Raw genomic sequence first — 13,350 nt, forward strand, 5'->3', positions numbered from 1 at the left:
GGAACCGCCGGCATCGCCGCCGAAAGCGCGGTCCGCGCGCCCGCCGCGATCGTCAGCGTGCCCAACAGCGCGACCAGTGAGACCGCGGTGTTCGCGGGCGGCTGTTTCTGGGGCGTGCAGGGCGTGTTCCAGCATGTGAAGGGCGTGAAGAGCGCGGTGTCCGGCTTCACCGGCGGCGCGGGCAATACCGCCCATTATGATCGCGTGTCCGACGGCGATACCGGCCATGCCGAATCGGTGCGCGTCGTGTTCGATCCGCGCGTGGTGAGCTACGCCGATCTGCTGCGAATCTATTTCTCGGTGATCACCGATCCGACCCAGCTGAATGCGCAGGGTCCGGACACCGGCACCCAATATCGCTCGGCCTTGTTTCCGACGAGCGAGGTGCAGCGCAAGGTCGCCGCCGCCTATATCGATCAGCTGCGCCAGGCGCATCTGTGGAACAAGCCGATCGTGACGCGGATCGAGCGCGCGCAGCCGTTCTATCCGGCCGAGGCCTATCACCAGGACTATCTGACGCTGCACCCGGACGCGGGCTATATCCGCTATAATGATCTGCCCAAGGTGGCGGCGTTGAAGCAGCTTTATCCGCAGCTGTGGCGCGAAAAGCCGGTGCTGGTGAACGGGTAAGCTCGATCGTCATGCTGAACTTGTTTCAGCATCCATCCATCATCCGCACCGGCTTCGCTTGTTGCACGATGGACCCTGAAACAAGTTCAGGGTGACGAACTTAGGCGGCCAGCGGAAACCGCAGCAGCTTATCCTCGACCGGCACCAGCGCTTCGGCGCGGCGTCCGACCGCACGGATGATCACCGGATCGTCCGCATCCATGCCGCCGGTCAGCGCGCCGAACGCGGGCAGGATCAGCTTGGTCCCGCTCGCGACGAAGCAGCGGCGCGCGACGTGGCGGCCGCGCAGCGACAGCCGCAGCTTGGGGTGGAAATGGCCCGACAGTTCGGGCCGCAAATCGCGCGGATCGGCCTCGTGGCGCAGCACCAGCCCGTCCACTTCGGCTTCCTCGACCACCTCGCCGCCGCAATGATCGGTCAGCACGCTATCGTGATTGCCGGTGATCCACGTCCAGCGCGTGGCGCCGGTCAAGCCGATCAGCCGGTCGCGGGCTTCGCCGGACAGGCGTTCGCACCCTTCCTTGTCGTGGAAGCTGTCGCCCAGGCACCAGATTTCGCGCGCCTGGGTCTTGCTATGCAAGGCGCCCAATTCGGTCAGCGTCGCGATCGAATCGTACGGCGGCAGCATCTGCCCGCCGCCCGCATACCAGCTCGCTTTTTCGAGGTGGAGATCGGCCACCAGCAACGCCTCGCGCGCGGGCCAATAGAGCGCGCCCGGACCGAGCGCGGCCAGTTCGACGCCGCAGAACGAAAAGCGAACCATGGCCTGCTATAGGCATGCCCTTCGATGCCGCGCAACCGCCTCCGGCATGGCGCAATCCGCGGCCGGATATCGTCCGAGGCCCGGCTTCCCTTTTTATGCCCCAAAGGCTAAGGCGGCGCGCCTTTTTGATAACCCCGGACTATTGAGGACTTCGCTTGGCGAAAGAAGAATTGCTGGAAATGCGCGGGCAGGTGGTGGAGCTTTTGCCCAACGCCATGTTCCGCGTGAAGCTCGAGAACGACCATGAGATTCTTGGTCATACCGCCGGCAAGATGCGCAAGAACCGCATCCGCGTGCTGGTCGGCGACGAGGTGCTCGTCGAGCTGACGCCCTATGATCTGACCAAAGGCCGGATCACATATCGCTTCAAGTAATCGGGCGCGCGATATGCGCCTGATTCTCGCCTCCGCATCGCCGCGCCGGCTCGATTTGCTCGCGCGGATCGGGGTCGAGGTCGCGGCGGTCGATCCGGCCGAGATCGACGAGACGCCGCTCGCCCATGAAAAACCCGCCAACTATGCTCGCCGCATCGCCGCCGCCAAGGCGGCGATCGTCGCGCCGCGCCATCCGGGCGCCGTGATCCTCGCCGCCGATACGGTGGTCGCGGCTGGCCGGCGGATCCTGCCCAAGGCGGCGGATGCGGACGCGGTGCGCGCCTGCATGACTTTGCTCGCCGGGCGGCGCCATCATGTGCTGAGCGCGGTCACCGTGGTGGATGCCTCCGGCGTCGCGCGCCATCGTTTGTCGGACAGCATCGTCACGTTCGGCCCGCTCTCTACCGCCACGATCGCGGCTTATGCCGCGAGCGGCGAAGGCGTCGGCAAGGCCGGCGGCTATGCGATCCAGGGCCGCGCCGAGGCGTTCGTGCGCGCGCTCGCCGGCAGCCATTCGGGCGTGGTCGGCTTGCCTCTGTTCGAGACACGCGCGCTGCTGCTGAGCGCGGGAATCCCTCTTGGCTGAGTGGCTCTACGAGGCCGGGATCGGCGAGAACCGCGCGGCTTTGGTCGAAGGCGGCCACATCCTCGAAATGGCGATCGAGCGCGACGATGAGCCGGGGCCGCGCGTCGGCGCGATCCTGCCTGCACGGCTGACGCGCAAGGGGGATGCCTCGGGCCGGGGGCTGGCGACGCTCGAAGGCGGCATCGTCGCACAGCTGACGCCGGTGCCCGTCGGGCTGACCGAGGGTGCGTCCCTGCTGGTCGAGATCATCCGTGTTGCTTTGCGCGAAGGATCGGAGACCAAGCCGCTACGGGTACGGGCTGCGCTGGCTGGAGCCGTACCGAAAGAGGGTCCGGATTTGCGCGCGCGAATCGCGGCTACGGATTTGCCCGTGCGTGTGCTGGGCACCGGTCCGGACCTGCTGGAAGAGCATGGCTGGTCCGAAGCGCTGGAGCAGGCCGCGTCGGGCATCGTCACCACGCCGGACGTTCTGCTTCGGATCGCGGTCACGCCCGCGATGACATTGATCGACGTCGACGGCACGGGGAGCGCCGCCGAAGTGGCGGTCGCGGGCGCGCGTGCCGCCGGCGATGCGATCCGCCGATTCGGCGTAACGGGTTCGATTGGCGTCGATCTGCCGACCATGGCGGGCAAGGGGGATCGTCAGGCGGCGGCGGTGGCGCTTGATGCAATATTGCCGCAGCCGTTCGAACGCACCGCGGTCAACGGCTTCGGCTTCCTCCAGATCGTCCGCCGGCGCGAACGCGCCTCCTTGATGGAAACACTACAGGCCGATCCGGTTCAGGCGGCGGCGCTGACTTTACTGCGCCGGGCCGAGCGCGGGCAGGGCCATGGCGCGCTGAGCCTTCATGCCGCGCCGGCCGTGATCGCGCGGATCGAGGCGCGGCCGGATTGGGTCGAGGCGCTGGCGCGGCGCGTCGGCGTGACGGTCGGCTTGCAGCCGGACGCGGGGCTCGCCATATCCGCCGGACATGCCAGCCGCGCCCAAAATTGATCGATCCGCTTGCCCCGGTTGCGGCAAGCCCTTCAGCCCGCAGCACAAGCCTTTCTGCAGCCAGGGCTGCCGCGACCGCGACCTGATCCAGTGGCTGTCAGACGGCTACCGCATCCCGGCAGGGCCGGTCGAAGCCGACGAGGAAGATTCCGATCGCAACGGCTAGACCTTGATCGGTTCAGGCTGATTCAGCCCGAACCGTGAATCAAGGTCTCGTATATTTGAATAGAGCCTGATTCACGCCATCGGCGGAAGCGCGCAGCGCTTCCACCAAATAACGATCAGGCTCTAGACAGCTAGTTGAACCCGCCTCTATAGGCGCGCCTCCCAACGCTTCCGTGCCCAGGTAGCTCAGTTGGTAGAGCACGTGACTGAAAATCACGGTGTCGGCGGTTCGATTCCGTCCCTGGGCACCATCTTCCAGCTTCGCTATCCGTGGCCATGCTGCCGCAGCAGGAGCACCGCGCCGCCCAGCAGGAACAGGGCGGCGAGCAGGGCGAGCAACTGCAGATAGACTTTGAGCGTCGGCGACACGATCCATCTCCCCAATCGATCGCCGGGTGTCGCACGGGCGGGCCTATCATGCACCTGCGTTTGTCGCATCGGCTCCCTACAAGCCGGAACTTCGGTTAAAGATAGGCTTTCCGGGGCTGGCCCGCCTGTCGCGGGGGGAGGAACGAGCGTGAGCGGCACCGATCTGATGACCCATTCGAAGGTCATCCTTCATCCCGATCCATCGCGCACCGTGGTGCGCCCCTTCGAACCGGGCGATCCCGATGGCTATGTCACCGAAGGCCATTCGCGCGCCGAGCGCATCGCCAAAAGGGTGCTGACGCTCGACGAAGCCCAACTGAAGGCGGAGCTCGAACGGATCACCGATTCCTTCAGCAGCCGGCAGGACGATGTCGACTATATCCTGACCCGCCGGTTCGAGCAGGTGAATGGGCTCGGCATCGACGTAAACGGCATCAGCAAACTCCAGAAGCTCGTGATCGGCGGCTATTTCAGCGAAGAATATTCGTTCGAGGCGGCGGCGCTTTTCAATCCGAGCATCGTGCTGAATCATGATCAGTCGGGGCTGCCCGAAGGAACGATCCGCTTCGTCCTGTCGCTGCGCGGCATTGGGGAGGGCCATGTTTCCTCGGTCACCTTCCGCACCGGCACCTGGACGCCCGGCGGCGAGATCGAAATCGACGATCCCTGCCCGGCGGGAATCCCGCCCCAGCTCGAACGCAGCGAGGGCGAGGAAGGCCGTGAGAGCGTCTATCTGAGTTGCGGCGGCACGCGCGACATTTCCGAAACCGTGCTGTTCCCTTTCACCGCTGCCCAGCGCCAGGGGATCGAGGATCTGCGGCTTTGCTCGTTCCAGGAGGATGACGGCCGCATCAGCCATCTCGGCACCTATACCGCGTTCAGCGGGCTGATCGCGCGATCCGAATTGCTGCGGATCGGCGAGGACTTCCACCATTTCGAGATGCATCCGTTCAGGGGCGCTGCCGCGCAGAGCAAAGGCATGGCCATCTTCCCGCGCCGGATCGACGGGCGCTACGTCATGCTCGGCCGGCAGGATAATGAGAATGTCTGGCTGATGCGGTCGGACGATTTGCTCACCTGGGAGAGCGGCGAAATCCTGATCCCGCCCAAATATCAGTGGGAATTCGTCCAGATGGGCAATTGCGGATCGCCGCTCGAAATCGACGAAGGCTGGCTGGTGCTCACACACGGTGTGGGGTCGGCGCGCAATTACTGCATCGGCGCGAGCCTCCTCGACAAGGATGATCCCAGCAAATTGATCAAGCGGATGGAATTGCCGCTCGTCCATCCCAGCCCCAAGGAGCGCGACGGTTATGTCCCCAATGTCGTCTACAGCTGCGGCGGGTTAATCCACGACCGGATGCTGTTGCTGCCTTATGGCGTCGCCGACAGCTTCACCACTTTCGCCACCGTCCCGGTGGACGACGTGCTGGCGGCAATGGTCTAGCAAGGCGCCATCGCCTAAAGGGATGCGGCGACCCGATTGTCGCCGTGGGGAGTAAGACGGAATGCGAGTGTTGCGCGGGCTGTGGAAGCTGCTGGTCGGCGTCAAGGACGCGCTCGTTCTCCTGCTCCTGCTCCTCTTCTTCGGTATGCTCTATGCGGCCTTGACCGCGCGGCCCACGCCCAAGCTCGCCTCCAGCGGCGCACTGCTCGTCCGCCTCGACGGCGCGGTGGTCGAACAGCCGCAGGATGCCGATCCGCTCGCGATCCTGTCCGGCAATGGCCCCGCGACGCGCGAATATCGCCTGCGCGACGTGGTGCGTGCGATCCGCTTCGCCGCGACCGATCCAGCGGTGAAGGTGGTCGTGCTCGATCTCGACAATTTCACCGGCGGTGGCCAGGCCGCGCTGGCGGCGGTCGGCCAGGCGCTCGACGAGGTGCGCCGCACCGGCAAGCCCGTGCTGGCTTATGCCACCGGCTATTCGGACGAATCCTATCAGCTTGCCGCGCACGCCAGCGAGGTCTGGCTCAACCCGATCGGCGCGGTGCTGATCGCGGGGCCGGGCGCGCCGCACCTTTATTATAAGGGGCTGCTCGACAAGCTCGGCGTCACCACGCACGTCTATCGCGTCGGCAAATTCAAGTCGGCGGTCGAACCCTATATCCTCACCGGCCAGTCGCCCGAGGCGCGCGCCGCCAACCAGGCGCTCGCCGATGCCTTGTGGGATAGCTGGAAGCAGGACGTGACGCAGGCGCGGCCCAAGGCCAAGGTCGCGGCGTATGCCGCCGATCCGGGCGCGGCGCTGACCGCGGCCGGCGGCGATGGCGCCACGGCGGCGCAGGCGGCGGGTCTGGTCGACCAGCTTGGCGACCGCATCGCTTTTGGACAGCGCGTGATCGGCCTCGCCGGCGCGGACGGCACCGGCGCGCCGGGCGGCTTCCAGAGCCTGCCCTTGCTCAATTATCTCGCCGCCCATCCCGAAGCCGATGGCGGCAAGGTCGGTGTGCTGACCGTTGCGGGCGATATCGTCGACGGCAGGTCGGGCCCCGGTAAGGCCGCCAGCGAAACGCTCGCCAAATTGCTGACCGACGAGCTCGGCAAGCATCGCATCAAGGCCCTGGTCGTGCGGGTCGATTCGCCCGGCGGGTCGGTGACCGCATCGGAGCGGATCCGCAGCGCGATCCTCGCCGCCAAGGCGCAGAAACTGCCGGTGATCGTGTCGATGGGCTCGGTCGCGGCGTCCGGCGGCTATTGGGTCTCGACCCCGGGCGACACGATCTTCGCCGAGCCTGCGACCATCACCGGATCGATCGGCGTGTTCGGCATCATCCCGACCTTCGCCGGCACGCTCCAGAAGATCGGCCTGTCGGCGGACGGCGTCGGCACCACGCCTTTGTCGGGCCAGCCCGACGTCTATCGCGGCACCAGCCCGCAATTCGACGCGCTGATCCAGACCGGGATCGAGCATATCTATGCGCGCTTTACCGGGCTGGTCGCGCAGTCGCGCCACATGACGCCGCAACGGGTCGACGAGATCGGCCAGGGCCATGTCTGGGCGGGCGGGATGGCGCGCCAGATCGGGCTGGTCGATCGCTTCGGCACGCTCGACGACGCGATCGCCTTCGCCGCCAAGCAGGCCAATCTGACCGGATCGGACGCGCGTCCGCGCTGGATCGAGCAGCAGCCCAACAGCTGGAAGACTTTGCTGCGCGACTGGACGCAGAAGAACGGCAACAACGATAGCGATGCTGCGGTCGATCCCTGGACCCGCATCGCGCACCGGCCGCAGGACCTGCTCGCGCGTGCGCTCGGCGACGCGCAGGCGTTGGCCTTCGGTCCGGCAATCCAGGTGCGCTGCATCGAATGCGGCGCGGCTGAACCCGCGTCTCCGCGGGCGCAAGCAACCCTCGGCGCCTTGCTCGCGAAACATATCGGCTTTTAGCGACGCTGCCTTTTCCCGCCGGCCCGGCCCCTATGGGGTGACGGGCCTCGCGCCTTTTCCACTTATCTATTAGAGCCCCGGCCCAATGGCGAAGATCGAAACTCCCCGGCCCATTCGCGGCACCCAGGATATGCTCGGCGAGCAGGCCCAGCGTTTCACCCATGTGGTCGAAACGTTCGAACGCGTGCGCAAACTCTACGGCTTCGGCCGGGTCGAGACGCCCGTATTCGAGGCGACCGCGGTCTTCTCGCGCTCGCTCGGCGAGACCACCGACGTCGTCTCCAAGGAGATGTACACGTTCGAGGATCGCGGCGGCGACAGTTTGACGCTGCGTCCCGAATTCACCGCCGGCATCGCGCGCGCCTATCTGACCGAGGGTTGGCAGCAATATGCGCCGCTCAAAGTGGCCACGCATGGCCCTTTGTTTCGCTACGAACGGCCCCAAAAGGGCCGTTTCCGGCAGTTCCATCAGCTCGATGCGGAGATTATCGGTGCGGCTGAACCCGCTTCCGATGTCGAATTATTGGCCTTCGCGGACCAGCTTTTGCACGAATTGGGCGTTTCCGATGGCGTTACGCTACAGCTTAACACCCTCGGCGACAGCGCTACGCGCGATGCCTGGCGGCGGGCTTTGGTTGCCCATTTCGAAGGCGCGCGTGACGCTTTGTCCGAAGAAAGTGTCGACCGCCTCGCCAAGAATCCACTGCGAATCCTCGATTCCAAGGACCCCCGCGACCGCCCGATCGCCGATGCCGCGCCCCAGATCGACGCGCATATGTCGTCCGAAGCGGGCGCTTTCTTCGAGGCAGTGACCAAGGGATTGGACGCTGCCGGCGTCAAATGGACCCGCAATCCCTACCTCGTGCGCGGCCTCGATTACTACCGCCACACCGCGTTCGAGTTCGTTACCGACCGTCTCGGTGCACAGGGAACGGTGCTCGGCGGTGGCCGCTATGACGGCCTGATCGAGACTTTGGGCGGCCAGCATACACCCGCCGTGGGCTGGGCCGCGGGGATCGAGCGGCTCGGAATGCTGCTCGAAACGCCCGAACCGGACCGCTCATTTGTCGCGATCGTAGTCGAAAATGACGCCGCGCAGACCGATGCCGTCAAAGCGGCGGCGGCCTTGCGAAAGGCCGGGATCGCGGTGGAGGTCGTGGGGACCGGCTCGCCACGCAAGCGCTATGACCGCGCCATGAAGCTATCGCCCGGTGCTATCCTGTCGCTCGACCAGGCCGATGGCGCGCCCGTTCGGCGGTTCAAACCGCTCGGCGGCCCTGTCGGCGACGTCGAAGGCGTGCTCGCGTCGCTCGCATGATCACGATTCCCATCGACCGTATCCGCCAGATCGAGGCGCGCCGCGACGAACTGGCGGCGTCAATGGCGCGCAGCGACCTCGCGGCGGACCAGTTCGTCAAGCTGTCCAAGGACTATGCCGAGCTCGAACCGGTCGCCAACGCCGCCCACGAGGTGCGCCGCCTGCGGCAGGAGCAGGAAGCGCTCGTCGTCATGGTCGATGAAGAGGGCGATCCCGAACTGAAGACGATGGCGGCGGACGAACTGGCGTCGCTGCGCGATCAATTGATCGTCGCCGATCGCAGGCTGGCTTTGGCGCTTTTGCCCAAGGATTCGGCCGACGAGAGATCGGCGATTCTGGAAATCCGGGCGGGTACCGGTGGCGATGAGGCGGCTCTGTTCGCGGGCGATCTGTTCCGCATGTATCAGCGCTATGCCGACAATCAGGGCTGGCGGGTCGAGTTGATGTCCGCGTCACCGGCCGAAATGGGCGGCTATAAGGAAGTCGTCGCTTCGGTGACGGGCCAGGGCGTGTTCGCCAAACTGAAGTTCGAAAGCGGTGTGCATCGCGTCCAGCGCGTGCCCGTCACCGAGAGCGGGGGCCGCATCCATACCTCCGCCGCGACCGTCGCCGTGCTGCCCGAGGCCGAGGAAGTCGACGTCGCGATCGACGAGGCGCGGGACCTGCGGATCGACGTCTATCGCTCGTCCGGGCCCGGCGGCCAGTCGGTCAACACCACCGACAGCGCGGTCCGCATCACGCATCTGCCGACCGGGCTGGTCGTGATCCAGCAGGACGAGAAGTCGCAGCACAAGAACAAGGCCAAGGCGCTCAAGGTGCTGCGCTCGCGCCTGTACGAGCAGGAACGTTCCCGACTGGCGGACGAGCGTGCCGGCGCGCGCAAATCCATGGTAGGTTCAGGCGATCGGAGCGAACGTATCCGCACCTACAATTTCCCGCAGGGCCGCGTGACCGACCACCGCATCAATCTGACGCTGCACCGTCTGCCCGAGATACTCGAAGGGCAGATGGACGAATTGCTGGGCGCGCTGATCGCGGAGGATGAAGCGAGCCGGCTGGCGCAGTTGTCCGAATAGGCCGCCGGCATGATCCCGCTTCTGCTGCTCGCGGCCGAGATCGCCACGGCCAAGCCCAAGATGGGGCCGATCGAGAAAGAGCATAAGATCGTGGTCGACGCGGTGCGCGGCTGTCACGACTATGAAGAAGGCGAGATCGTCGTCTGCTCGAGCGATCGCGGCATTGCCGAGGGTTATCGCCTGCCCAAGCTCGATACCCGCTTCGCCGGCGCGCTGAGCAAGAATGGACGGAGCGAACTGACCGATGTCGACCTCGGCGCGAGCGGCGCAGGCTCCTGTTCTGCGACGGGTGCCGGCGGCGCCACCGGATGCAGCAAGCGCGAATACGACAATTGGGCGAAGTGGAAACAGGACCAGAAGAAGGAAGCCCACGCCTACGAGGATCCGAATTGACGGTCACCGAGGCGCTGGCCGACGCCGCGCGCCGGTTGTCGGTGGTCAGCGATACACCGCGCCTCGATGCCGAACTGCTGATGGCGCACGCGCTCGGCCTCACGCGCGACCGCCTATTGCTCGATCCGCCGCGGCAGGAAGCGCCGCCGGCCTTGGTCGCGATGCTGGAGCGCCGCCTCGCGCATGAACCGATTGCGTACATAATCGGCCACCGCGAATTCTGGACGATCGACCTGGCCGTGGGTCCCGGAGTGCTGATTCCCAGGCCCGACAGCGAAACCCTGATCGAAGCGGCGGTCGTTCATTTCGGCTTAGCCGGACCACGCAGCGTGCTCGATCTCGGCACGGGATCGGGCGCCTTGCTACTGGCGGCGCTGGCGCAGTGGCCGCAGGCGACCGGCCTCGGTGTCGATACCAGCGAGGCCGCGCTGGCGGTGGCGCGAGGCAATGCCGAGCGGCTTGGGCTGGCGAGCCGGGCGAGGATCGACCGGGGCAGCTGGGACGCGGCTTCACGGGGCGATTTCGACCTCATTCTGTGCAACCCGCCTTATATCGAGACGGGCGCCGTGCTGCCGCCCGACGTGGCGGATTATGAACCGGCCTCGGCGCTTTATGCCGGCGGCGACGGACTGGACGATTATCGCCAGATCGCGCCACTGCTGCGGCTTCCCACAGGCGGCATCGCCTGTGTCGAGATCGGCGCCACCCAGGCGCAAGCGGTCCGCACCTTGTTTGCGGCGGCGGGATTCCTGACCCGGGTAAATACCGACTTGGCGGGCCATGATCGCTGCATCGTCGTGGCGCCACAGGCATGATTCCCCTTGGAATCGCCTAATGGAACGACTACATGGGTCTGGGGATTGGGGTGTCGCGAAAGTAGCAGACTGCCCCCTTTACCCACCCCCAAGGGCTAGGCCGCCATTCGGCGTCTCGGCAGACAGGCACGGGAAGCCGCGCATCTTTTTGCGCGCCCCGACTGTTAGACCTTGGCAGCGGTGGGCTGGAATTCGCGGACGAAGCGTCCGGAATGACCTCCGGGGAAAGACCCGGAATGGAGTGGTGAAACGTATCACCAATTACGAGGATTAGACCAAGTTGATTAACAACCGTCAGAACGGTCGCAGGCGCGGCCGTGGTGGACAGCAGGCGCGTAATGGTCAGCCTGGCGGTCCCGATCGTGGCAGTCGTCTCGACAATCGCGCGCGCGGCAACGCCGCCCAGTTGCTTGAGAAGTACAAGACACTGGCGCGCGACGCGCAGATGCAGGGCGACCGCGTCAACACGGAATATTATCTCCAGTTCGCGGACCACTATTTCCGCGTGCTGAGCGAGAATCGCGCGCGCTTCGAGGAGCAGCGCCCCCGTCAGCCCAATGATCGCGACGAGTTCGGCGGCGGCGATGAGGATGGCGGCGACGCCAATCAGCAGCGCTACCAGGGCAACGACGATCAGGGTGGCGGCGACGACTGGTATGACGATCAGCCGCAGTCTCAGCCGCAGTCTCAGCCGCAGGCCGAGCAGCAGCGCGAGCCGCGCCGTGAGCGCCAGGCCTCGCCGAACGAGAATGACGGCGAGCGCGGTGGAAATCGCGAAGCGCCGCGCGAAGGCAATCGTGAGCGCGGCCGCCGCAACGGCAATACGGGCGCCAACGTCAACGCGAACGGCAATAACGGCGGCAACAGCTATGCCAATGGAAACGGCAACGGCTTTGCCGCGCCCGATTTCCTGAGCGAGCCGCTTGCCCCGCGCTACGAGCGCGAGGTCGAGGACGATGACGTCCAGGCTGCGGGTGCCGATGCCGGCGCCGCGAAGGAGGCCGCGCCCAAGCCGCGCCGCCCCCGCCGTCCGCGTAGCGAGACCGCCGAAGTCTAAAACGGGCGAAGCCTAAAACGGGTATCGCCGCTTTCCTTCACGCGTCCGAAGTGGGATGATTGGGTATCAGCCCGACTCTCACGATCGGGCGCGTGTAAGGAGAGGCGGCATGACGCTCGCGACTATTCTCCAGCAGCGTTCGGGCGATGTGGTTCAGGCCGCGCCCGACACCCCGGTACGAGCCGTGGTCCAGCTGCTTGCCGATCATCGCATCGGCGCCATCCCCGTGGTCGAAGACGGCCAGGTGATCGGCATCATGTCCGAACGGGACGTGATCTACGCGCTCCGCCGCGACGGAGCCGCGATTCTCGAATGGCCGGTAGAACGCGTGATGACGCGCCCCGCGATAACGGTCGAATCCTCGATAGGCATTCTGACCGGATTGTCGCTCATGACCCGGCGGCGAATCCGGCATCTGCCGGTGGTCGAAGCGGGCCGCATGATCGGATTCGTCTCGATCGGCGACCTCGTGAAAGCGCGGATCGAGCTGGTTGAGGGCGAGGCGGAGGCGATGCGGGCCTATATTGCGGGGTGATTCCCGCTTTTCGGCCCCGATTCTTCGTCTGTTTCAGGCGCCAAAGCGTACCGGGGGCCTGCCAACCGCGATCGGAATTGGCGGTTTTTCGCAGTTTTCCGGGTAAAAAATGGAGTGCGCAACAAAATTGCAATTTAGCGGTTGACGGTCGGACGGTCCGGACATAGATACCCCCTCGTCAACGGCGCTTCGCTCTCTAGCGGAACGCGGTTTACCGCAAATCGGTAACACTCCTCCTCCTCTCACATGAGAGGGGATGGAAAGTTGCCGGTTGGCGGTTTCGCTCTTTCTCATTGTAGGTTTGATGAAGGGACATGTGGGCGGCGGCCCCGGGTCCGACGGCTTCAAGGCGTCGGGTGCTCGGTAAAATTATGCCGTTCCAATGAGTTCCAACGGGGTTCGCCCTGACGGAATATCATGTCCTAATACACACCATGTATTTGTGCAGGAACGGCTCCTTGAAAGCGGCCTTCTGAGTTCGGGTTTTCCCCCGGGCTCGTTTGGTCGTTCAAAAACTTGAGAGTTTGATTCTGGCTCAGAACGAACGCTGGCGGCATGCCTAACACATGCAAGTCGAACGAGACCTTCGGGTCTAGTGGCGCACGGGTGCGTAACGCGTGGGAATCTGCCCTAGGGTACGGAATAACTCTCCGAAAGGAGTGCTAATACCGTATGATGACGTAAGTCCAAAGATTTATCGCCCTGGGATGAGCCCGCGTAGGATTAGCTTGTTGGTGAGGTAAAGGCTCACCAAGGCGACGATCCTTAGCTGGTCTGAGAGGATGATCAGCCACACTGGGACTGAGACACGGCCCAGACTCCTACGGGAGGCAGCAGTGGGGAATATTGGACAATGGGCGAAAGCCTGATCCAGCAATGCCGCGTGAGT

General features: G+C 65.2%; 14 protein-coding genes, 1 tRNA gene and 1 rRNA gene. 15 read left to right on the plus strand and 1 reads right to left on the minus strand.

Translation table 11 applies throughout. The annotated features are described in order from the left end of the window. The coding region (gene msrA, locus VK533_RS15380; RefSeq protein ID WP_414712321.1) for a peptide-methionine (S)-S-oxide reductase MsrA at positions 1-630 on the plus strand (630 nt) is incomplete at its 5' end. Positions 631-730: 100 nt separating this feature from the next. On the opposite strand, the gene pdeM is transcribed toward msrA, so the two are convergent. Then, on the minus strand, positions 731-1,393 hold the full coding sequence (pdeM, locus tag VK533_RS15385) for a ligase-associated DNA damage response endonuclease PdeM (RefSeq protein ID WP_324379223.1): 663 nt from the start codon (positions 1,391-1,393) through the stop codon (positions 731-733). A gap of 155 nt (positions 1,394-1,548) precedes the next feature. Between pdeM and infA the strand changes: the two genes are divergently transcribed. The 14 genes from infA to VK533_RS15455 form a co-directional block, all read left to right on the plus strand. Beyond that, on the plus strand, positions 1,549-1,767 hold the full coding sequence (infA, locus tag VK533_RS15390) for a translation initiation factor IF-1 (RefSeq protein ID WP_010162480.1): 219 nt from the start codon (positions 1,549-1,551) through the stop codon (positions 1,765-1,767). 13 nt (positions 1,768-1,780) lie between these two features. Beyond that, positions 1,781-2,353 carry a nucleoside triphosphate pyrophosphatase gene (locus VK533_RS15395; protein ID WP_324379300.1) on the plus strand — a complete coding sequence of 191 codons (573 nt, stop codon included), beginning with the start codon at positions 1,781-1,783 and terminating at the stop codon, positions 2,351-2,353. After that, the gene (locus tag VK533_RS15400; RefSeq protein WP_324379302.1) at positions 2,346-3,347 is read left to right on the plus strand and encodes a ribonuclease; all 1,002 of its coding nucleotides are present in this window, start codon (positions 2,346-2,348) and stop codon (positions 3,345-3,347) included. Before VK533_RS15395 ends, VK533_RS15400 begins: the two co-directional genes overlap by 8 nt. Next, a complete protein-coding gene (locus tag VK533_RS15405) occupies positions 3,325-3,513 on the plus strand; it encodes a DNA gyrase inhibitor YacG (protein WP_324379303.1) in 189 nt (62 codons plus the stop codon). The genes VK533_RS15400 and VK533_RS15405 overlap by 23 nt, the downstream gene beginning before the upstream one ends. A gap of 174 nt (positions 3,514-3,687) precedes the next feature. Further along, positions 3,688-3,763 (plus strand) — tRNA-Phe (locus tag VK533_RS15410). Between the two features lie 284 nt (positions 3,764-4,047). Continuing rightward, on the plus strand, positions 4,048-5,328 hold the full coding sequence (locus VK533_RS15415; protein WP_414712322.1) for a glycoside hydrolase family 130 protein: 1,281 nt from the start codon (positions 4,048-4,050) through the stop codon (positions 5,326-5,328). 61 nt (positions 5,329-5,389) lie between these two features. Next, on the plus strand, positions 5,390-7,267 hold the full coding sequence (sppA, locus tag VK533_RS15420) for a signal peptide peptidase SppA (RefSeq protein ID WP_324379307.1): 1,878 nt from the start codon (positions 5,390-5,392) through the stop codon (positions 7,265-7,267). 85 nt (positions 7,268-7,352) lie between these two features. Next, the gene (gene hisS, locus VK533_RS15425) at positions 7,353-8,585 is read left to right on the plus strand and encodes a histidine--tRNA ligase (RefSeq protein WP_324379309.1); all 1,233 of its coding nucleotides are present in this window, start codon (positions 7,353-7,355) and stop codon (positions 8,583-8,585) included. Beyond that, complete coding sequence (prfA, locus tag VK533_RS15430; RefSeq protein ID WP_324379311.1) at positions 8,582-9,661, plus strand: peptide chain release factor 1; 1,080 nt, start codon at positions 8,582-8,584, stop codon at positions 9,659-9,661. Before hisS ends, prfA begins: the two co-directional genes overlap by 4 nt. A 9-nt stretch (positions 9,662-9,670) precedes the next feature. After that, a complete protein-coding gene (locus tag VK533_RS15435; RefSeq protein WP_324379313.1) occupies positions 9,671-10,054 on the plus strand; it encodes a hypothetical protein in 384 nt (127 codons plus the stop codon). Continuing rightward, positions 10,051-10,869: a peptide chain release factor N(5)-glutamine methyltransferase gene (gene prmC, locus VK533_RS15440; protein WP_324379315.1), complete on the plus strand. Its 819-nt coding sequence runs from the start codon at positions 10,051-10,053 to the stop codon at positions 10,867-10,869. The genes VK533_RS15435 and prmC overlap by 4 nt, the downstream gene beginning before the upstream one ends. A 280-nt stretch (positions 10,870-11,149) precedes the next feature. Beyond that, a complete protein-coding gene (locus VK533_RS15445) occupies positions 11,150-11,926 on the plus strand; it encodes a DUF4167 domain-containing protein (protein ID WP_324379317.1) in 777 nt (258 codons plus the stop codon). A 109-nt stretch (positions 11,927-12,035) separates the two neighbouring features. Beyond that, complete coding sequence (locus VK533_RS15450; protein ID WP_324379319.1) at positions 12,036-12,461, plus strand: CBS domain-containing protein; 426 nt, start codon at positions 12,036-12,038, stop codon at positions 12,459-12,461. Between the two features lie 512 nt (positions 12,462-12,973). Further along, positions 12,974-13,350, plus strand: a 16S ribosomal RNA gene (locus VK533_RS15455); the annotation flags it as partial.

The organism is Sphingomonas sp., assembly GCF_035317925.1.
In the GTDB taxonomy this organism is placed as follows: domain Bacteria; phylum Pseudomonadota; class Alphaproteobacteria; order Sphingomonadales; family Sphingomonadaceae; genus Sphingomonas_I.

Coding starts and splice junctions, on each gene's coding strand:
- sppA (WP_324379307.1), top strand. CDS start 5,390: ATGCGAGTGTTGCGCGGGCTGTGGAAGCTGCTGGTCGGCGTCAAGGAC.
- VK533_RS15415 (WP_414712322.1), top strand. CDS start 4,048: ATGACCCATTCGAAGGTCATCCTTCATCCCGATCCATCGCGCACCGTG.
- hisS (WP_324379309.1), top strand. CDS start 7,353: ATGGCGAAGATCGAAACTCCCCGGCCCATTCGCGGCACCCAGGATATG.
- pdeM (WP_324379223.1), bottom strand. CDS start 1,393: ATGGTTCGCTTTTCGTTCTGCGGCGTCGAACTGGCCGCGCTCGGTCCG.
- VK533_RS15450 (WP_324379319.1), top strand. CDS start 12,036: ATGACGCTCGCGACTATTCTCCAGCAGCGTTCGGGCGATGTGGTTCAG.
- VK533_RS15395 (WP_324379300.1), top strand. CDS start 1,781: ATGCGCCTGATTCTCGCCTCCGCATCGCCGCGCCGGCTCGATTTGCTC.
- VK533_RS15405 (WP_324379303.1), top strand. CDS start 3,325: ATGCCAGCCGCGCCCAAAATTGATCGATCCGCTTGCCCCGGTTGCGGC.
- VK533_RS15435 (WP_324379313.1), top strand. CDS start 9,671: ATGATCCCGCTTCTGCTGCTCGCGGCCGAGATCGCCACGGCCAAGCCC.
- prfA (WP_324379311.1), top strand. CDS start 8,582: ATGATCACGATTCCCATCGACCGTATCCGCCAGATCGAGGCGCGCCGC.